Origin of the sequence: Vibrio sp. 10N.247.310.23, from assembly GCF_041467155.1 — a bacterium.
In the GTDB taxonomy this organism is placed as follows: Bacteria; Pseudomonadota; Gammaproteobacteria; order Enterobacterales; family Vibrionaceae; genus Vibrio; species Vibrio crassostreae_C.
Genome location: NZ_JBFSTZ010000007.1, coordinates 1 through 17,555, shown reverse-complemented (window position 1 = coordinate 17,555; position 17,555 = coordinate 1). Strand labels below are relative to the sequence as shown.

Below are 17,555 nucleotides of genomic sequence, written 5' to 3'. Positions count from 1 at the left end.
AGCGCCACGACTTGTTAAGTCGTGGCGCTTTTTTAGTTCATCGCTGATTTAGTAGCGATAGCAAAGGCCTATGGCTGTTGCTTAGTTGGCGCTAGAGCAATTTCACGGATACATACGTTTTGTGGTTGTTGGTAAGCGAATGATACAGCGCGAGCAATATCGTCAGCTGCCAATACGCCACCCATGTCTTCTTTCCAAGAATCGTAACCGTCTTTGATCTCTTGAGATGTTGTGTGAGACAGAAGCTCAGTTTCTACAGCACCCGGTGCGATAGTGGTAACACGAACATTTGAAGCCGCCACTTCTTCACGAACGTTCTCAGAAATAGCGTGTACCGCGAATTTAGTACCACAGTAAGCTGCGTGGCTTGGGAATGTTTTCTTACCCGCGATAGAGCTGATGTTGATGATAGTACCCGTGTTGCGTTCCATCATCGGAGCAAGTACAGATTGCATGCCGTTTAGAAGACCAATTACGTTCACGTCGAACATTGTCTTCCACTCTTGTGCGTCTTGAGTATCAATTTGACCAAGAAGCATTGCACCAGCATTGTTGATAAGTGCATCTACAGGGCCAAACTTCTCTTCACCTTGTGCGATTGCTGCATCAAAAGACGCTTTGTCTGTTACGTCTACTTTTACTGACAGTGAGTTTGGTAGATTCAGCGCTTCAAGGCGATCAACACGACGAGCTAAAAGTAGCAGAGGGTGACCTTCATCGCTTAGACGACGAGCGATTGCTTCACCAATACCAGAGCTTGCACCTGTAATTACGATTAGTTTTTTCATTTTATTTCCTCTGTACTTTTATTGCGTCGGTTGGCTACGACGGGTTGTTTAAGTGCATTCGAATCAAGTGCTTGTTGCCTTGCTTCGTTGCGATGGAGGTATATTAAGGAAAATAGAATTGTTGATATATAGCGCTTTACTTGAAACACTGTTGCTGTGGTGCAACAATAAAAGTGTCTATCTCATAACCTCACTAGTAAGCTGGCGGCCATGCTCAATCAAATTAACCTGTCTGATATTCGTTCTTTCGTGCTGATCGCTCGTTTAGGTAATTTCACCAAAGCGGCGGAGGAGTTGGATGCGTCGCGTTCCCACGTATCACGCCAAGTAAGTAGCCTAGAAAAGCAGATGGGTGTAACGCTGTTTATCCGCACTACTCGAACCTTGAGGCTGACTCACGCAGGGCAAGATTTGTACACGAGATGTGAACAAGCCTTAGATAATATAGACCAAGCGCTGATTGCTGCGGTTGATGATGTCGAAGAGGTACGCGGTGACATCAAAGTCAACTGTGTTGGCGGTTATTTAGGCGAAGTGATCATCGCGGATCTGGTCAATGAGTTTATGCAGCTCTACCCAGATATCAGCATCAGCCTTGATTTCAGTAGTAACCGAGTCGACTTGATTGAAGACGCTTTCGATATCGCTTTTCGTATGGGGAGCCTTGAAGATGCGGGCTTTATTGCGAGGAAGCTATTGGACATAGAGATGGGAACACTGGCGAGCCCTGAGTATTTTGCTCGCAAAGGAAAGCCTAACCACCCTAAAGAGTTGATCCATCACGACTGCTTAACGGGGTCTGTGCGTAAGTGGAGCTTTCAAGCTTTGGATGACACCAAGAAAACAGTCGATGTTCATGTCACGGGTAGGCTGCAATGTAAGAATGGGCGAGTGTTAGTACAGGGCGCGAAATCGGGCAACGGAATTATTCGTGTACCAACCATCTATTGCTTGCAAGAGATCAATGATGGGCAATTGGAGCAGGTGTTTAATGAGTGGATAGTGCCGAAAGTGGACTTTTCAGCGATCTATCATCGAGACCGCTATCAACCGAGCCGAATTCGAACCTTCATTGATTTTGTGAAAGGCCGTTTTGAGCAAATGCCAGTCAGCTAAATAGTGCGTGCTGTCCATTATTTGGAATAGAGTGGATTTGCTTGGGCTTACATCTCGTCGATTTCGTTTTGTAGACTTTCCAGTTGATCCAGAATCAGTAAGAACTTCTCACCAAAGGGCGTCACTTGATATTCAACTCTTGTTGGGAGTTCGTTGAACATCTGCTTATCCAAAATCCCAAACTCAACATTTCGCTTCAAGCATTCATTCAATACTTTGGTCGATAACCCTTCGACCGAGCGCACCATTTCACCGGGGCGATTAATGCCATTTGCCAGTAATTGGTAAACCGTTAGCGACCATTTACAGCCGTAGATGGTTTAGACCATACGAGCGGAACGCTCTGGTGCCGATTTTCTTGAAAAAAAGTTTTCCTGATTTTTCATAAAGATGTACCAATAAGTACCTACCTAACCGATTTGTACTTACTATTCATAGTGTTAGTTCAAAGCCTAAGATTACCACGTTCACATGACTTAGGAGATAACAAAATGAACTTCACTAAAAATGGTATTGCAGTCGTAATTGGTGGCACAAGCGGCATGGGCTTTGAAACAGCGAAGCAGTTAGTCGCTCAAAACATCCATGTGTTGGTGGTCGGCAATAACCCAACTAAGTTAGATAAAGCGGTGTCAGAGCTGCTATCGCTCGGTCATGCTTCAGGCTGGCAAGCTAACCTTTATGATGATGCAAGTGTGTCTCGTCTTATTACGCATTTAGAGTCGCTCGAAGAAGGTATTGGTTACCTTGTGAATGCGGCTGGTTACTTCAACCCTAAAGCGTTTATTGAACACCAAGAATCTGATTACGAGCAATACATGCAGCTCAATAAAGCAACCTTCTTCATCACTCAAGCTGTCAGCAAGTTGATGATCAAAAACGGTGGCGGAAACGTGGTAAATGTAGGCTCTATGTGGGCCAAACAAGCTATTAGAGCGACACCATCCTCTGCGTATTCAATGGCAAAAGCTGGCTTGCACGCTTTAACACAGCACATGGCGATGGAGCTTGCGGACTACAACATTCGCGTGAATGCGGTTTCTCCTGCTGTTGTTAAAACGCCGATTTACGAATCTTTCATCAAACCTGAAGAAGTGGATCAAGCGCTAGAAGGCTTCAACGCGTTCCATCCTATTGGTCGAGTAGGTTTGCCGAAAGACATCGCTAATAGCATCTCTTTCCTACTGTCAGACAGTGCAGATTGGGTAACGGGTGCAATCTGGGATGTTGATGGCGGAGTGATTGCTGGCCGCAATTAATTAGGATTCTTTTTAGGTGGCTATCGCGCAGGCAAAATAGCAGCGAGATAGCCTCCTTGATCAGTATTCGCGTAGAATAGAAACGAGAAAGACAACAATAATAATTAAAACGATAACAAGAGTAAGGTCGCCATTATGTTCAACATGGACTTTTCAAAGAGATTGGTTATCGAAACCGATAAACTAGATTGGGTTGCAAGCCCTGCCAAAGGAGTGTGGCGTAAGCCCCTAGAAAGAGAAGAGAAAGAATCAGGTCACACGACTAGCGTGGTGAAATACGACCCTCAATCTTCATTCTCTGAACACCCACATCCGAAAGGAGAAGAGATCTTCGTATTAGACGGTGTGTTCTCAGATGAAACTGGCGATTTCCCCGCTGGCACTTATATCCGTAATCCGCCATGCAGCGCGCATTCCCCATCGAGTAAAGAGGGCTGCACGATCTTAGTTAAGCTTAATCAGTTTGATGCGAGAGACTTAACGCAAGTTCGAGTCAATACGCTCGAAACGGAATGGCTACCTGGTATTGGCGGGTTACAAGTCATGCCACTGCATGAGTTCGAACACGAGCATGTCGCGTTAGTGAAGTGGCCGGTTGGCGAACGTTTTCAGCCGCATCGCCACTTTGGCGGTGAAGAGATATTTGTACTTTCTGGCACCTTTAAAGACGAACATGGTGAGTATCCAAAACACACATGGATGCGCAGCCCACACATGAGTGAGCATTTTCCTTATGTGGAAGAAGAGACGGTTATCCTAGTGAAAACAGGGCATCTGCCATTGGATTAAAGGAATGCTCAGTAAAAGATGAGAAAGCCGCATTGTTTTGAACAAGCGGCTTTTTTTAGTTTTTATATATGAGCTGACTAGTACGCAACACCAATACGTTGGCGTGGGAATTTGCCAGCTTCGAGTTCATCAATCATTGCAATAGCGTAATCGCTAACGGATATTTTGCTGTTGCCATCTTGGTCGGTGAGCAGTTGGTCGCCACCGGTACGGTAGGTTGATAGTTTCTCGCCCGGGAAGATTTCTGCTGCTGGGCTAATGAACGTCCAATTAACTTCGCTGTTCGATTGCTTGAACACTTCAAGCGCTTCGCCCTGTGCTAACGCTTCGTTTTTGTAATCTGCAGGGAAGTCAGGAACGGTCACTAACGGTACATTTGGTGCTACTTCTAATGAGCCTGCACCGCCAACCCAAAGTAGACGTTCGATACCAATGCTTGGTAGTGTATCAAGCAGCTTAGTTGCTGTGCTTTTTACGATGTCGTGATTACCTAGAGCGCGTCCGCCAATCGAAGTAATTACTGCATCAACGCCGGATAGTGCGTTTGCTAGATTTGCGGCTTCGTCTTGTAAATCAAATGAACGAACTTCAATGCCTTGGGTTTCTACGCGGATTGCATCTCTTACAACAGCAACAACTTCATGTCCGCGAGCTTGAGCTTCTTGAGCGATGTGACTACCAATCCAACCTGATGCGCCTAATACTGCAATTTTCATAATGTTTCTCCAATTATCTAATTTATTGAGTCTGTTTCTCGACAGCCATTGCAGTCTAATAGCTCACTAGATTGCGATAAATATCGTAAAATGATGTAGATTGTATCTATATAGTTATCTAATAGACTTGGTTCAATGGATAAGAGAAAGTGTGATGGATAGATTGACGGCGATGCGTAGCTTTGTTGAAGTCGCAAATTGTGCCAGTTTCACTCAAGCAGCAGAGCACTTAGATATGAGCCGGTTGCAGGTTTCACGTCATATTCGAGAGATAGAAGGGTGGCTAAAACAGCGGTTGTTGCACAGAACGACTCGTAAGGTGAGTTTGACGGCTGCAGGGGGAATCGCCTTACAGCGCTGCGAGAAAATACTCCATGAAACGGCGGAGTTAGAAGTGACCGCACTGAATCAAACCGATGCTCTTTCAGGTGTGATTCGAATTGCTGCTCCGATTGGTTTAACTCAGCACATGTTGTTGGATGTGGTTGAGCAGTTCACAGAGCTTCACCCCAATATCACGGTAGAACTTTTTGCTTCTGACCGTTTTGCTCAGCTGGTGGATGACAGAATCGATATTGCGCTGCGTTATACCGACCAACCTGACGATAGCTTGATTGCTCGTAAGCTAATGGAAATTGATTCGGTGGTGTGTGCATCGCAAGCTTATTTAGACAAACATGGTCAACCTAAAACAGTCGACGAGCTTCGACAGCACAATTGTTTTCGCCATTTGAGTGTTTCTAAGTGGGATTTCGTTAAGGATAATCAGCATTTTTCGGTTGAGGTGTCTGGCACTATCAAAGCTAATGATGTTGGGGTATTAACCCGCGCTGCACAGCATGGTAAAGGGGTTGTTCGATTGCCCTGTGACTTAGCCAACCCACTGATTGCGAATGGCAAATTGATACGAATATTAGATGAGTTTGTTTCGCCAAGCAGCGTGCTTTGGGCGGTGTATCTGTCTCGCAGCTATCAGCTTCCGGTTGTTCGTCAGTTTATTGATTTTGCGGCACAAGCTTGGGCTAGCGATATCAGGTCTAATGATGTTAGAAACTTCATAGGCAATGATACATAGCGACAAAAATTAAAAGCCCATAAATACAAAAATCCGATATCAATGGTGATATCGGATTTGAACTCAATAATTCAGAGTTCCAGCACGCTCTCCTCTCACGAAGTCTTTACATGTAATGGTGTACGGATAATCGGGTATTTATCACCTTTTCGTTGATGTCTGGTAAAGGCTGATACAAGCTTCTCGTAATGTCGGATAATACTTGGTCGTAAACTTGCGACACGACGCTAGAGATATCACTGGTTAATTCGTACATGCTATCTGCCGGTTGGGTCGCTTCGTTACTTGATGCGATCTCTGAGAGTGCATGCATCGCTCGCGTACAAACCGGTGACCCACTACTAAGAGGGCAGATAATCGATAACTGGTTGAGTTTTCTGTGTGTCTGAGAGGCGTAGAATTTGAATCTCAAATACTCCTCAGGCTTCTCCATATCAGGGATACACATTCGTAATTTGGTCAGGATCTCCATGCAATCTAAGATCTGTTGCCAATTCATGTGGTACTCACGGCTCATGTCTTCACGCTCAGACTGAATTAGCCAGATGATCATTACTTCATCCATCAAGAACATGCTATGGCGAATTGTTTTGCCATGAATCGATTGGTTACGCACCAAGCTACGGTTTTGCCAGTCGCTGTGCATAGCGATGAGCTTGAGGTGATAGATGCGATACATAGGGCGGCTGTCAAACGACACATGGGATTGAAGCAGCTCAGATACCTCAAGTATGTTGTCGTAAATCTCGTTCACTTTACGAATCGAGTCGCTAGACAATTTATACGCCAGAGCGTAATGCGTTGCCGCGCGGTGTTTGCGTGATAACAACAATAACTCTCTAAGCAGAACTAAGGTTTCAAACCTGTGTGATAGCGCTGTTTGTCTCTTCCTTGAGAAATGAAACAGGGCTGCAAGTACTAATAGGGATAAACCCACTGAAATAACTACAAACATATTCAACTCCTAATATTTGTATACCTACTTAGTGGTAGTGCAGACACCATGCCAAAATAAATAAGTGTTATATTTCATTGATTTATGATTTTTCTCAAATTATGGATGATCAATCATGGTGCATGACTTCACCATTCGAGTGAATGTTTCTCATATTTTGCAGGATTTTTTGAGAGGTTACGCTTTTCTAACGATAGGTTGGGGAGGTTTCGGTAAGTAGAGACACTTTGGCGATCCATTTCAGGCTCGTTTCAAGCTACGGAAATTAAAAAGGCCTCACCCTATATGCTTTAACTCTAAAAGCAGTAAGAGTGAGGCCTTTCAATGTTCACTTCGCAGTGTAGTTGACTTAACGACTAAGTGTTTAGCATTGAGGGCTAAACGTTATGCAAGCTTAAGGTCGAACTCAGTGCGGTACATAACCATATCTTCAATGGTCAGTACTGGCATGTTGTGCATTTTACCGAAAGCAACGATCTCTGGCGCTTTTGCCATCGTACCATCCGGATTGGTTACTTCACAAAGTACACCGGCAGATTGAAGACCAGCCATTTGCATAAGATCTACTGTACCTTCTGTGTGGCCGCGACGAGCAAGTACACCACCTTTACGAGCACGCAATGGGAATACGTGGCCAGGGCGAGCAAGGTCAGTAGGCTTAGCTGTTGGATTTGCAGCTGTCTTGATCGTTGTTACACGGTCAGCGGCAGAAACACCTGTTGTTACACCAACTTTCGCTTCGATAGTGACGGTAAACGCAGTTTGGTTTGCGCTGTTGTTATCAACAACCATAGGTGGAAGTTCAAGTTGGTTCGCTTGCTCGTCAGTTAGACACAGACACACAATGCCGCTGCATTCGCGGATCATAAGCGCCATTTGAGCATTCGTCAGGTGTTCTACTGAGTAGATGATGTCGCCTTCGTTCTCACGATCTTCATCGTCAAGTAGAAGTACGCCACGACCTTCGCGTAGAGCTTGCAGTGCGTTTTCAACGCGAGTGATTGGTTCGCCAAATTCGGCAAGTAGTGAAGACTGATTCATGGTTAAACTCCTAAAATATCACCAGAATCAGGGCTGTATGAGGGATCTCAACCGAGCACAACAAAGCCTACTCATTACAAGTCAACTTTAGCTCATTATGGTTTTATCCAAAACGAAATGCACCCGCCTAAGTTGGAGGTACGAACCCAACTCACGCGGGTACGCCTTTCCAACTTAAACGAGTGTGTTTTCATTCTCTCTCATCCGGACTATAACCGTCGGCTCTGGCATCTCACCAGATCTGCTGACCTCGACGAATCGAGCGCTCGCGGGCTTATCTTTAGATTTTGCTAAGGACATACCGCCGGTGGGGAATTTCGCCCCGCCCTGAGAATAAAAATTAATAATCTGTTTTGCTTTTGAAAGCAGACCAGATGGTAATCCTTTCAATAGTGGATTTAAAGGACTGACAGCAAAGTTTTTAAGATTCTGGCCTTATAATCCGGTAAGTGTTCACTTTATCAGCAGAACGCGTCCGGTAGTCTATTAATGGGATGATGCCTTTGTCTCGTCTGGTTTCAGTGGTTTTTGCTATCTCTATGAACATAAATGGATGTTGAACATTATTGGTGCTGGCGTGGCTGTTCACCGAATCAATACTCAAGAGGTCCATTAATCGAATATTGTTACACCATGACGGCTGACTGACCGTTTTGACATAAAATTGATATTGACGATGCTAAGCTGCGATAGCATCCGACCACTTTATCTAAAAGATCTTAGCCATGACTTCTCTGTTCTCTAACAAATCCAAAGGCTTATTACTGCTCGTTCTAAGTTTGTATTCCCTCATACCCTTTTTGATCTTTGGATCTGACTTCGACCTTGGAAGTGCTGTTTTGCCTTTCTATGGCGCCTTCATAACGTTTGTGACTTACTCTGCGGGCAATCAAGGGTTCCTGGTAACACTAGCGATTTTTTCTTTAGTATTGTTCACGATGAAGTTTTCCAAAGCGAAGTTAGTCAGTCTTTGTCTGCAGCTCGGCTTGTTGTTGGTGCTTAGCTTTGCAGCGAAAACCTTCTTAAAGCATTCCACTGAGAGCCCTCGTCCTTATTCTGAGTATTTGGTGACGCAGGAAGTGGTTGATATGCCGGAAGTGTTTTACGAATTACCATTGGTTGAAAAGAATGCTGCGATTGAGTCTGTACAAGATAAGGTGAGCGAGTGGCGAACGCGTCACTGGTTGGGTGAAACTGACTACTCTTTCCCATCTGGACATATGATCTTTGTCGGTGTGTGTTTGGCGTTTTTTGGTGGTCTTCTCCTAGAGGCGAAACGCTTTTATCTAGTCGGCGGTTTACTGGTTTGGGCTGGTGGTGTCGCCTATAGCCGTGTTTGGCTTGGCATGCATCGACCAGAGGACTTAGCCGGATCTATTGCCTTTGCGGGTTTGATCTATTTATTGGTGCCGCTTATCTCAGAGCAAAAAATAGAACGCTATTTACCTGCATTTTTGAAACAGACTTCTTAGGGGGCCTTCCTCACTGCAAAAGAAGGGCTTAGATTAGCAGTACGTCATAAACGCTACTGATTGAGCCCTAGCTCTGCTTGTTTCTTTTTGGTTAAACCTAAGGACACAATTCGGTGTGACTCAATGAGATAGTATCTCAGCTCCTCATCCCTTTCTGGCGTGCTTTCAAACAGCTGAATCCATTTCATACCGCGTGAAGCAAAGTAGGGTGCGGGTTTATAGCCCGGCTCTTCTTTGAGAAAGTCGAAATTCTGATCGGACGCCTTGAAGATAAACGCAGGCTCATCTTTCGGTCCCCAACCACCAATCGCAAACACCTTGCCACCCACTTTCCAAACGTGCGAGTTATTCCACTGCATCACATAACTGGTTGCAGGCAGTGACTCGCAGAATGCGTTGAATTCGTCGTAAGTCATAGAGCGTCCTTTTATCTATTGGGTGTTTGTGTTGGTTTTCTAAGATGTCTTTCTTCTTCTTGTCTTTATCGCCAATAACTAGCCAGCTAAACCCTGCCAGATTGCCGTAAAGCCACTGAGAGAACATAGCAGTAATGAACCAATGCGTATCTTCTCTTTAGGGATGCTTTGTGTCGTCATTAACGCCACTTTGTAACCCAACCAAGCAGCAGGCAGCAAAGGTATAGTGATGATCAAGTGGTGTAGCGTGAAGAAGCCAATTGGGATCTGTACAACCAACGAAATGATCGAACTAAACACGAAAAACGCAGAAAGGTTACCACGAAGCTGATTGGCATCTTGGTGTTGGAGTAGCAGTGCCATCGGTGGACCACCAATACCAGAACTGGTGCCAAAGAACCCAGAGAAGAACCCCGCAATACCCATCTTAGTTGGGGTTGGTTCGAGTCTAAAGGGCAGTAGGCTAACAATCACGGCAAATACTACCAATAAGCCCAACCATAGTGATAACACGCTCGTTGAAACCATCACCAACAAAGCACCACCTGCCAGTGACCCAGGAATACGGCCCAGCAATGCGATTTTTAATCCGCCAATAGAGATATTTGCTCTATGTTTAAAAGCGTTGAATAACGAGATAAATAGACCGATCAAACAGATAGGCGCAGGCACATAATCTGGAGAGACCAAAAACAGCAGTGGGGCTGCAACAATGGCCAAACCAAAGCCGATTGCGGTTTGCACAAACGAGCCGACAAAAATGAGTGTCATTGCGATAAGGACAGTCTGATCTATGTATTCCATAAGCCTGCGGATTAGTTTTAAAGGAGCGGGTGGATACTATAAATGAAAACTAAAATAATAGTCTTATTATTCAGTGAGCTTTATGCCAGTTTCGCTAGTTATAATTTCTACTATAACGACCAACAAAAAAGCGCGTGAGTATCTCAGGATGCTTCCTTTCAATACTCACTCGCTTTATTGGAACGACTTGTTTACGCTAGTGGGGGAGTCAGCATAAAACGTTAAGCCATTGCCAATTTCAGTCGCTCAATGGGCTTGTCATTGATTGGTAAATGGATAAGTGCTGCTGCAAATGCCAGCACCACCGTTGACCACCAGATTGGCTCGTAAGAACCGTAGTAATCGTAAATACGACCACCCACCCAAGCGCCTAAGAAGCTACCCACTTGGTGAGTAAAGAATACCAAGCCGTACAACGTTGATAGGTAACGGGCACCGAAGATCTGACGAACTAAGCCAGACGTTAGCGGAACTGTACCCAACCAACAGAATCCAATGGCCGCACCGAAGGTAGCCGCGGTTGATTCAGTCACAGGCAGAGTCACAAACGCACCGATAACCACAGTACGCACTAAGTACAGTGCAGACATAACGTGGCGTTTGCTGAACTTGTCGCCCATTACACCCCAGAAGTAAGACCCAAAGATGTTGAAGATGCCAACGTAAGCCAGTGCCATCGCAGCGCTGCTCGCGGGTAGGTCTTTATCTGCTAAATAGCTCGGTAAGTGCGTTGCGATAAACATTACGTGGAAACCGCACACGAAGAAGCCCGCGTGAATCAACCAGTAACCTTTGTGAGCAAACGCTTCAGACAACGCTTCTTTGAGTGTTTGGTTCTCTTCAGCTTGCGCTTGTTTGTTTGAGGCTGCTTTAGGCGCTCGCATGAACAGCGCAAAAGAGATCTTCAAACAACACAGTACGCCAAACACTTGCATCGCACTCTGCCAGTCAAATTCATTCAGCATGTATTGTGCGCCCGGAATTACCGCGAACATACCAAATGAACCTGCAGCCGTGGTTAAGCCAAACGCCTTAGCCGCGTGCTCTGCTGGTACAACTTTCGCTACTGCGCCAAGCACGATCACGTAACTTGTCGCACTCAAGCCAAGACCAACCAGTGCGCCTAACGAAACGTAAAGCATGCTCGATTCGGTAGAAATTGAGGTAAGAAGTAAACCCAAACCGTAAGCACATGCGCCAGCAATAATGATGCGTCTTGCTCCCCATTTGTCAGCGGCCATACCAACAAAAGGTTGGAACACACCGAACAATAAGTTTTGTAGAGCAATAGAGAAGCTGAAAAACTCTCGACCCGTGCCGAAATGCTCTGAAATTGGCATCATGAAAATGCCGAATGATTGTCTGATCCCTAGACTGATAATAAGTGTGCCTATCCCTAGCCATACCAGTAAAGGAAAACGGAAAATGCTCATTCTAATACTCTTAAATTAATGGTGGTGATGTGAGTGATCTTGCGCTGACATGTGTTGGTCAGTGATCTCATGGTGATGTTCGTGCCCAGAATGATCATGCCCTGACTGCTGGTGGCAACCACTGCTTACGGCATGCTGAGCCAAGAGATCAATCAATGGCTGACTGTGATGCACAATAACCAAACTAATGACGAGGAATAACGTCATTCTGGCAAGTTGGGCAAAAAGAGATTGTGAAAACATACGGTGTTGACATGCGCTCAATGTTGTAAGAAGTCGCGCATCATAGTGATGAGTCGGGTATGTATCAAATGACCATTTGTGATGTAGTCTATGCGTTTTATGCATAGATTGTCGCTTGATTGGAATTGGTATAAAACGCGCTCAATAAATAAGAAAACTTGAAGCTCGTTAGTTAATAGAAACAAGTATCTAATTAAGAATGAAAGTCTAAATTAAGGCTTATAACTAGCTGTTTAATTTAAAGTTTCACAAAGCTGTAAAAACTAATATACAAACTAATCACTAAGCAACATTGCTCGTTCACTCGACTTATCTGTCAAACATCGTAAATTTGGGCATAAATCGTTTCAAGACTACTGAAACGCGATGTTAAAAGATTCAGGGAGAGTCATTCACATGGATAAAGATCATAATCTTCGCGAAAACTTACTGGCACTGATCTTAGGTAGCGCATTGGTTTCACTCGGCGTTATCTTTTTCAACCAAGTCGGTTTGCTCACCGGGGGCACGGCTGGTCTAGCGATCTTCATTACCAAAGTAACAGATTTGAGCTTTGGCCAAGTATTCTTCGCACTTAACTTACCTTTCTATATTTTGTCGGTTGCTCGTATGGGCTGGCGCTTCACAATCAATACGTTTATCGCGGTTTCGATTGTTTCGTTCGCCGTGGATCACTTGTATCACGTGATTCAAATTGCCGAAATTCATGCATTGTATGCAGCTTTACTTGGTGGTGGCTTGATTGGTACCGGCATGCTGGTGATTTTCCGTCACAAGATGAGCTTAGGTGGCTTCAACATTCTGGCGTTGTTCTTACAAGAACGTTTTGGAATTCGAGCAGGTAAGGTTCAGATGGCATTAGACTGCACGATTGTTGTGCTTTCTCTGTTCATTGTTGATGTGTCATTGGTTCTTCTGTCTGTGCTTGGTGCGATAGTCACCAACTTGATTCTAGCAATGAATCATAAACCGGGGCGCTATCAACCTGTGGTAAAAGCGGAAGCAGCATAGTTCGGTTCGCTCAAGCTCTAGATTTGCTTAAGTAAAGAGTGATTTGCAGATTATGAAAACAACAAAGCCAGCATTAATTGCTGGCTTTGTTCTATTGAAATAACGGATTCGATGTAACGATTAACACTTGCCGCAGCTGGCGTTCGGCTTAAGCTCGCAATCAATCACATTGCCTTGTTGATCAAGGGACAAGTTACAACACTCTTCAAACAGGTTCTTAAGATCAGCACGGCTTTTTTGCACGCGGGATTTAACCGTTGAATAGCTGACGTTCTGCGCTTCTGCGATCTCTTTTTGGCTTTGGCCTTTGATGTCGACCGCAAGCAGTAGCGATGAACTTTGTTCTGGCAATGCCTGAATAAAAGGTTCAATACACAATGAAAGTTTCTGCTTAAATTCAGAGTCGTGGTCTAAATCGGTAAACCACAGATCTTCAGCATCAATTTGGCTATCACGTTGTTGGCGTGCATGCTTACGGTAGAAGTCGATAATGGTGTTGTTGGCTAACTGGAACAGCCAAGCCTTAACACTGCTAGCATCTTGTACCTTATCTAAGTTCTGATAAGTCTTAATCAAGATATCTTGAAGCAAGTCGTCTACATCCGCAGAGTTGTTGACCTTTGAATGCAGGAATGACTTTAATGCTTGCTGATACTCGGCCCAGACTTGTTCGAGCTTCAAAGGTGCATTAGTTGCACTGTTCATTTACGCAACATTCGTCTTGTAAGAAATCAATCACACCTTCTAGGCACTCATACTCCGCCACGCAGAATAGAGTTCTTCCTTCTCGTCTTTGGCTGATTAGGCCCGCAGACGCCAAGCTTGATATGTGGTGAGACAAGGTAGAACCGGGAATGCCTAGCTCTTCTTGTAGGCCGCCAACTGCAATGCCTTGGTAGCCAGCTTTAACGACACTCTTATAAATGGTTAGGCGAATAGGGTGCCCCAACTCTTTAAGTGCTTTCGCAACGACTTCTAAGTTCATATTAACTCCTCAAGATTTAATTTCGATGTTAGTCGAAATGTATGTCGAATTCAAATTTAAAAACGGTGTCTATGTAAGCTATTGAAAAACTGTGTTTTCGAAAATAATTTCGATTTTTATCGAAATAATGCTTGTTCTGGAGCTGTTTATTTCTATAATTCGAGAATATTCGAAATTAAGGATTGGTTACTTTTCTCATAGAGCCCGACCTTCAATCCAGTTTGGAGTTAATTATGAGCAATGAAATGTTAACAATGCTGAAAGACGCACTTGATATGTTCGCTTTCTTAGCAGTAGAGCTAATTATCTTTTTCTTAGCGATCAGCTACATTGTTGGGATTCTTCAAGAGTTCCTTACACCAGAACAGATTCAATCTATCCTGAGCTCACGTAATGGTAAGGGTTATGTAGTAGCAGCACTACTGGGTGCAATTACACCTTTCTGTTCATGTTCGACCATTCCTTTCTTAAAAGGATTGCTGCGTGCAAGAGCGGGTTTCGGTCCAATGATGGTGTTCCTATTTGGTAGCCCACTATTGAACCCAGTGATCATTGGTTTGTTTGTGATTACCTTCGGTTGGCAAGTTGCTGTGTTCTACTTCCTTGTAGCAATGACGGTGTCTGTAGTGGCTGGTTACGCACTTGAGAAGCTTGGCTTTGAGCGTTACGTAAAACCTGAAGCGTATGAATCAACAGGTTCAGCTTCAAGCTGTGGCACTAGCTGTGGTGATTCTGATCCTAAGAAAGCAGCACCGGTTAAAGCGGAATCTTCATGTGGTACAAGTGCATGTGGCGAACCTGCACCAGTAATGGCAAAAGAGACATCTTGCTGCGATTCTAAAAAAGAAGAGCCACAAGTAACGGTTTCATGCTGTTCAGCGGATGGAAGCGCAACAGCTGAAATCGTAGAGAAGAAAGAACCTAGTCGTTGGATGAGAATTTGGTTCTCAACTTGGAAAGACTTCAAACAAGTTTTCCCTTACCTAATGATGGGTATCGCGATTGGTTCATTCATCTACGGCTTCATTCCTACAGACCTAATTGCACAGTACGCTGGTGAAGGTATGTGGTATGCGATTCCAGTAGCTGCCGTGATTGGTATTCCACTGTACATTCGTGCTGAAGCGGTAATCCCATTAAGTGCAGCTCTAGTACAGAAAGGTATGGCGTTGGGTTCAGTAATGGCATTGATCATTGGTAGTGCAGGTGCAAGTTTGACGGAAGTTATCCTGCTTAAATCAATCTTCAATAACCAAATGATTACAGCATTCCTATTCGTTATCCTAAGCATGGCGATGGGTGCAGGCTTCCTATACAGCTTCATCTTTGGTTAATCAGGTCTGATTTCGAGATAACACCATTGATACAAAGAGATAGATAATAAAAAAGAGCTCACATAGTTGAGCTCTTTTTTGTTTAGCTTATCAGTCCGGAGGCTAGAAACCGCGAATATCCAGCTCATTATTGATCAACACAACACACTGAGAAGCAAACAGCATGTTCGGGCCTAAGCTGATTTTTTCTGTCCCTAAGCGCTTTAAGCTGTTGTAGCTTTTCTTCGGCATAGGGATGTGATCAGTAAGAAGGAAACATGGGTTTTCAGCAATCTCTGCATCACGGATAAAGTCACCTTTCTTATCCATCATGTATAGCTGGTGGTCTTCAGCCAGTTCTTTGACTAGTTTTTCAAAGCTCATAGTGCGAACGACGATTCCCGGTTCAACCTGACGAGTCTGCTCTTTGGTCATACCTTGAGAAGCATCAACCGCTCTTACTACCGCTGATAACAATGCCGATTCATGAAAGCCACCAATGTTGGTGATCTCATTTGAATCGAAAGTGATCGTACGTGAAAAGTCTTTAGTACTTTCTAATACAAGGTGTACGGTGACATTCTCACGGTGAGATTGAGCAACGAAGATCGTGTTCATCAGAGTATGAGCCAGAATCTCAGTATGAGCATCTTGCCCAACACCTTCTAAGATAAGTTTGCTCTCTGTAGGGGCTGCGCGAGCGCGTAATACAAATGAACGCATGGAATGTACCTTGTCAGTATGTGATAAAGCGAAACGGGCTTTATCAACATGAATTGATGAATAACCAAAATTGTGGCGGTATGTAACTCTTTTCTATTAATGAAGTCAAATAGAGTTGCGTATAGCGCCAACCAGAAGAACTCTGCGTATTAAATAGAGAATGACCACATTACAAGATGGTAAGGGTTGAAGCGACCCAATGTTTACGTAGATAGTATGCGCAAATTATTAGGTGACTTACATAAGGAAGTAGTCGATGAAGTTACAGAAGATCAATAAAGAAGAATATAGAAAGAAGATGAACCTGCTGTTGGTTTCGTTGGTTGGGTCACTCGCAGTGTTCGCCATTGTATTCGGAACCATACTGATCGAGCTATTCGGTTCAGGGCAATCAATCGCAGGCGAATCGACAGGTAATTTCCACTTGAACGTATTAGGTGTGATCTTATCAGTCGCATTGAATGCATTTATCGCGAGCCGTGTGAAAGGGCATGATTACTTCAAAGAAGCGCTTTATGTATGGAACCTTAAACAAATCCATAATCAAATCTATCGTAAGCTCAAGCGTATTCAACCCAAAGCTGAGCAAGGCGACCGAGACGCGCTGACCATCCTTTATTTCTATTACACCACGCAAAAACAGGTATACGACCTAGACAACAACACATTGACGATAAAAACAGTTCAGCAATCGCTAGATAACATCCTAGAAGTGAGTGAGAAATGGAGCATTGAGCTAGATATAGAGGCTTTTTCGAAAGATCTAATCGCAAAGTTTTAAGTAATACACCCATTATTGTATGAGCTTTGAGCTACGAAAGAGCCTTTTGACGTAAAAGTAGCCACTTAAGCAAGTTTTTTGAATTTTTATCAAAAAAGGGGTTGCCATGTTTTCGATGATCTCTATAATGCCGCCTCACTGACACGGCAGATGCCATAAGGCTTCAGCGGTAATCAGTAAGACGGAAAGTTCGAAAGAAATTAATTTTAAAAAGTGTTTGACACTTAAGATTAAATCGCTAGAATTCACGTCCGCTTTCAAGGGTTTCTTTGTAAAAAGAAAGTTTCGACAAGCAAAGCTCTTTAACAATTTAAACCTATCAATCTGTGTGGGCACTCGTTGATGAATATCAAAACGTCATTCTCAGGAATGGCAGTTACTTCGGTAACAAATTGATTTCAATGAACAGAGTGACCAATCAAGTCTTAGGACTTGGCACAGTCAATTCATTACCATTCTGTTCCTATTTATTTAAGAAGAGAGGGGTAATAGCTTTAGAATTACATGTTTACTTCGATAAATATTAGTTTTGAAGTCAGTATTCGTTGAGTCACACCTATTAATTTAGGTAATCAAAACTTTAAATTGAAGAGTTTGATCATGGCTCAGATTGAACGCTGGCGGCAGGCCTAACA

Annotated in this window: 19 protein-coding genes, 1 pseudogene and 1 riboswitch; of the genes and pseudogenes, 8 read left to right on the top strand and 12 right to left on the bottom strand. The window is 43.9% G+C overall.

The genetic code is table 11. The annotated features are described in order from the left end of the window. Positions 1-68: 68 nt before the first annotated feature. Complete coding sequence (locus AB6D93_RS07130; protein ID WP_004733012.1) at positions 69-788, bottom strand: SDR family oxidoreductase; 720 nt, start codon at positions 786-788, stop codon at positions 69-71. A gap of 210 nt (positions 789-998) precedes the next feature. Between AB6D93_RS07130 and AB6D93_RS07125 the strand changes: the two genes are divergently transcribed. Then, positions 999-1,904, top strand: a complete 906-nt coding sequence (locus tag AB6D93_RS07125) for a LysR family transcriptional regulator (protein WP_102332198.1) — start codon at positions 999-1,001, stop codon at positions 1,902-1,904. A 47-nt stretch (positions 1,905-1,951) separates the two neighbouring features. Here AB6D93_RS07125 and AB6D93_RS07120 read toward each other — a convergent pair. After that, positions 1,952-2,290, bottom strand: a pseudogene (locus AB6D93_RS07120) (winged helix-turn-helix transcriptional regulator). Positions 2,291-2,395: 105 nt separating this feature from the next. Between AB6D93_RS07120 and AB6D93_RS07115 the strand changes: the two are divergent. Continuing rightward, the gene (locus tag AB6D93_RS07115) at positions 2,396-3,163 is read left to right on the top strand and encodes an SDR family NAD(P)-dependent oxidoreductase (protein ID WP_102332197.1); all 768 of its coding nucleotides are present in this window, start codon (positions 2,396-2,398) and stop codon (positions 3,161-3,163) included. Positions 3,164-3,298: 135 nt separating this feature from the next. Then, entirely contained in the window at positions 3,299-3,952 is a 654-nt protein-coding gene (locus tag AB6D93_RS07110) for a cupin domain-containing protein (protein WP_102332196.1), read from the top strand. A gap of 77 nt (positions 3,953-4,029) precedes the next feature. Here the strand turns inward: AB6D93_RS07110 and AB6D93_RS07105 are convergent, their stop codons facing one another. After that, a complete protein-coding gene (locus tag AB6D93_RS07105) occupies positions 4,030-4,668 on the bottom strand; it encodes an NAD(P)-dependent oxidoreductase (RefSeq protein WP_102332195.1) in 639 nt (212 codons plus the stop codon). 154 nt (positions 4,669-4,822) lie between these two features. Here AB6D93_RS07105 and AB6D93_RS07100 point away from each other — a divergent pair, with 154 nt between their 5' ends. Then, entirely contained in the window at positions 4,823-5,743 is a 921-nt protein-coding gene (locus AB6D93_RS07100; protein WP_102332194.1) for a LysR family transcriptional regulator, read from the top strand. A gap of 106 nt (positions 5,744-5,849) precedes the next feature. Here the strand turns inward: AB6D93_RS07100 and AB6D93_RS07095 are convergent, their stop codons facing one another. Further along, entirely contained in the window at positions 5,850-6,698 is an 849-nt protein-coding gene (locus AB6D93_RS07095) for a hypothetical protein (protein ID WP_102332193.1), read from the bottom strand. Between the two features lie 384 nt (positions 6,699-7,082). Beyond that, positions 7,083-7,739, bottom strand: a complete 657-nt coding sequence (gene ribB, locus AB6D93_RS07090; protein WP_004733029.1) for a 3,4-dihydroxy-2-butanone-4-phosphate synthase — start codon at positions 7,737-7,739, stop codon at positions 7,083-7,085. Between the two features lie 188 nt (positions 7,740-7,927). Further along, positions 7,928-8,078: riboswitch (FMN riboswitch) on the bottom strand. Positions 8,079-8,464: 386 nt separating this feature from the next. Here ribB and AB6D93_RS07085 point away from each other — a divergent pair. Beyond that, positions 8,465-9,211, top strand: a complete 747-nt coding sequence (locus tag AB6D93_RS07085) for a phosphatase PAP2 family protein (protein WP_102332192.1) — start codon at positions 8,465-8,467, stop codon at positions 9,209-9,211. Positions 9,212-9,264: 53 nt separating this feature from the next. On the opposite strand, the gene AB6D93_RS07080 is transcribed toward AB6D93_RS07085, so the two are convergent. The 4 genes from AB6D93_RS07080 to AB6D93_RS07065 form a co-directional block, all read right to left on the bottom strand. Beyond that, positions 9,265-9,627: an MmcQ/YjbR family DNA-binding protein gene (locus AB6D93_RS07080; RefSeq protein WP_017065872.1), complete on the bottom strand. Its 363-nt coding sequence runs from the start codon at positions 9,625-9,627 to the stop codon at positions 9,265-9,267. A 78-nt stretch (positions 9,628-9,705) separates the two neighbouring features. Continuing rightward, positions 9,706-10,431: a sulfite exporter TauE/SafE family protein gene (locus AB6D93_RS07075; protein WP_170962367.1), complete on the bottom strand. Its 726-nt coding sequence runs from the start codon at positions 10,429-10,431 to the stop codon at positions 9,706-9,708. Between the two features lie 221 nt (positions 10,432-10,652). Then, complete coding sequence (locus AB6D93_RS07070) at positions 10,653-11,864, bottom strand: MFS transporter (RefSeq protein WP_102332191.1); 1,212 nt, start codon at positions 11,862-11,864, stop codon at positions 10,653-10,655. Between the two features lie 15 nt (positions 11,865-11,879). Further along, complete coding sequence (locus AB6D93_RS07065; protein WP_083190214.1) at positions 11,880-12,107, bottom strand: hypothetical protein; 228 nt, start codon at positions 12,105-12,107, stop codon at positions 11,880-11,882. Positions 12,108-12,503: 396 nt separating this feature from the next. Between AB6D93_RS07065 and AB6D93_RS07060 the strand changes: the two genes are divergently transcribed. After that, complete coding sequence (locus AB6D93_RS07060) at positions 12,504-13,118, top strand: YitT family protein (protein ID WP_017065874.1); 615 nt, start codon at positions 12,504-12,506, stop codon at positions 13,116-13,118. A 120-nt stretch (positions 13,119-13,238) separates the two neighbouring features. On the opposite strand, the gene sigZ is transcribed toward AB6D93_RS07060, so the two are convergent. Together sigZ and AB6D93_RS07050 are read right to left on the bottom strand one after the other, a co-directional pair. Further along, a complete protein-coding gene (gene sigZ, locus AB6D93_RS07055) occupies positions 13,239-13,823 on the bottom strand; it encodes an RNA polymerase sigma factor SigZ (RefSeq protein WP_017061700.1) in 585 nt (194 codons plus the stop codon). Then, positions 13,807-14,103: a helix-turn-helix transcriptional regulator gene (locus AB6D93_RS07050; protein WP_004733042.1), complete on the bottom strand. Its 297-nt coding sequence runs from the start codon at positions 14,101-14,103 to the stop codon at positions 13,807-13,809. Before AB6D93_RS07050 ends, sigZ begins: the two co-directional genes overlap by 17 nt. A gap of 233 nt (positions 14,104-14,336) precedes the next feature. On the opposite strand from AB6D93_RS07050, the gene AB6D93_RS07045 reads away from it, so the two are divergent. Next, on the top strand, positions 14,337-15,437 hold the full coding sequence (locus AB6D93_RS07045) for a permease (protein WP_102332190.1): 1,101 nt from the start codon (positions 14,337-14,339) through the stop codon (positions 15,435-15,437). A gap of 102 nt (positions 15,438-15,539) precedes the next feature. On the opposite strand, the gene trmY is transcribed toward AB6D93_RS07045, so the two are convergent. Continuing rightward, positions 15,540-16,139 (bottom strand): tRNA (pseudouridine(54)-N(1))-methyltransferase TrmY, encoded by a 600-nt coding sequence (gene trmY, locus AB6D93_RS07040; protein WP_017061702.1) that lies wholly within the window; start codon positions 16,137-16,139, stop codon positions 15,540-15,542. A gap of 256 nt (positions 16,140-16,395) precedes the next feature. Between trmY and AB6D93_RS07035 the strand changes: the two genes are divergently transcribed. Then, positions 16,396-16,920, top strand: coding sequence for a DUF3087 family protein (locus AB6D93_RS07035; protein ID WP_065584102.1), 525 nt, complete (start codon positions 16,396-16,398; stop codon positions 16,918-16,920). The last annotated feature ends 635 nt before the right edge of the window (positions 16,921-17,555 follow it).

Excerpts from the sequence above, each read along its gene's own strand:
- AB6D93_RS07130 (WP_004733012.1), bottom strand. The coding sequence starts at position 788 with ATGAAAAAACTAATCGTAATTACAGGTGCAAGCTCTGGTATTGGTGAA.
- AB6D93_RS07125 (WP_102332198.1), top strand. The coding sequence starts at position 999 with ATGCTCAATCAAATTAACCTGTCTGATATTCGTTCTTTCGTGCTGATC.
- AB6D93_RS07115 (WP_102332197.1), top strand. The coding sequence starts at position 2,396 with ATGAACTTCACTAAAAATGGTATTGCAGTCGTAATTGGTGGCACAAGC.
- AB6D93_RS07110 (WP_102332196.1), top strand. The coding sequence starts at position 3,299 with ATGTTCAACATGGACTTTTCAAAGAGATTGGTTATCGAAACCGATAAA.
- AB6D93_RS07105 (WP_102332195.1), bottom strand. The coding sequence starts at position 4,668 with ATGAAAATTGCAGTATTAGGCGCATCAGGTTGGATTGGTAGTCACATC.
- AB6D93_RS07100 (WP_102332194.1), top strand. The coding sequence starts at position 4,823 with ATGGATAGATTGACGGCGATGCGTAGCTTTGTTGAAGTCGCAAATTGT.
- AB6D93_RS07095 (WP_102332193.1), bottom strand. The coding sequence starts at position 6,698 with ATGTTTGTAGTTATTTCAGTGGGTTTATCCCTATTAGTACTTGCAGCC.
- ribB (WP_004733029.1), bottom strand. The coding sequence starts at position 7,739 with ATGAATCAGTCTTCACTACTTGCCGAATTTGGCGAACCAATCACTCGC.
- AB6D93_RS07085 (WP_102332192.1), top strand. The coding sequence starts at position 8,465 with ATGACTTCTCTGTTCTCTAACAAATCCAAAGGCTTATTACTGCTCGTT.
- AB6D93_RS07080 (WP_017065872.1), bottom strand. The coding sequence starts at position 9,627 with ATGACTTACGACGAATTCAACGCATTCTGCGAGTCACTGCCTGCAACC.
- AB6D93_RS07075 (WP_170962367.1), bottom strand. The coding sequence starts at position 10,431 with ATGGAATACATAGATCAGACTGTCCTTATCGCAATGACACTCATTTTT.
- AB6D93_RS07070 (WP_102332191.1), bottom strand. The coding sequence starts at position 11,864 with ATGAGCATTTTCCGTTTTCCTTTACTGGTATGGCTAGGGATAGGCACA.
- AB6D93_RS07065 (WP_083190214.1), bottom strand. The coding sequence starts at position 12,107 with ATGTTTTCACAATCTCTTTTTGCCCAACTTGCCAGAATGACGTTATTC.
- AB6D93_RS07060 (WP_017065874.1), top strand. The coding sequence starts at position 12,504 with ATGGATAAAGATCATAATCTTCGCGAAAACTTACTGGCACTGATCTTA.
- sigZ (WP_017061700.1), bottom strand. The coding sequence starts at position 13,823 with ATGAACAGTGCAACTAATGCACCTTTGAAGCTCGAACAAGTCTGGGCC.
- AB6D93_RS07050 (WP_004733042.1), bottom strand. The coding sequence starts at position 14,103 with ATGAACTTAGAAGTCGTTGCGAAAGCACTTAAAGAGTTGGGGCACCCT.
- AB6D93_RS07045 (WP_102332190.1), top strand. The coding sequence starts at position 14,337 with ATGAGCAATGAAATGTTAACAATGCTGAAAGACGCACTTGATATGTTC.
- trmY (WP_017061702.1), bottom strand. The coding sequence starts at position 16,139 with ATGCGTTCATTTGTATTACGCGCTCGCGCAGCCCCTACAGAGAGCAAA.
- AB6D93_RS07035 (WP_065584102.1), top strand. The coding sequence starts at position 16,396 with ATGAAGTTACAGAAGATCAATAAAGAAGAATATAGAAAGAAGATGAAC.